Raw genomic sequence first — 281 nt, 5'->3', positions numbered from 1 at the left:
CAAGGTGATCTCGGTGCGGACCTCGACCTTCGAGGCCGCGGGCACCGGCGGTTCCGCCCCGGTCGAGGCCGCGGCCTCCGCCGGCGACAAGGGGCTGTCGTCCTGGGTCGAAGACAAGGTCGACAGCAGCGACCGTCCGGAGCTGACCTCGGCAAAGGTGATCGTCTCGGGCGGGCGTGGCGTCGGCTCGGAAGAGAACTTCGCGCTGATCGGGGCGCTGGCCGACAAGCTGGGGGCGGCGGTGGGCGCCTCGCGCGCGGCGGTCGACTCGGGCTTCGCGC

General features: G+C 73.3%; 1 protein-coding gene. It reads left to right on the top strand.

The window, feature by feature from the left end; genetic code table 11:
• The coding region (locus QMG28_RS20905; RefSeq protein WP_281844154.1) for an FAD-binding protein at window positions 1-281 on the top strand (281 nt) is incomplete at both ends.

The sequence above is a fragment of the Sinisalibacter aestuarii genome (genome assembly GCF_027923545.1).
Taxonomy (GTDB): domain Bacteria; phylum Pseudomonadota; class Alphaproteobacteria; order Rhodobacterales; family Rhodobacteraceae; genus Sinisalibacter; species Sinisalibacter aestuarii.
The sequence above is the reverse complement of the archived record's forward strand: the minus strand, read 5'-3'. Positions and strand labels throughout refer to the sequence as shown.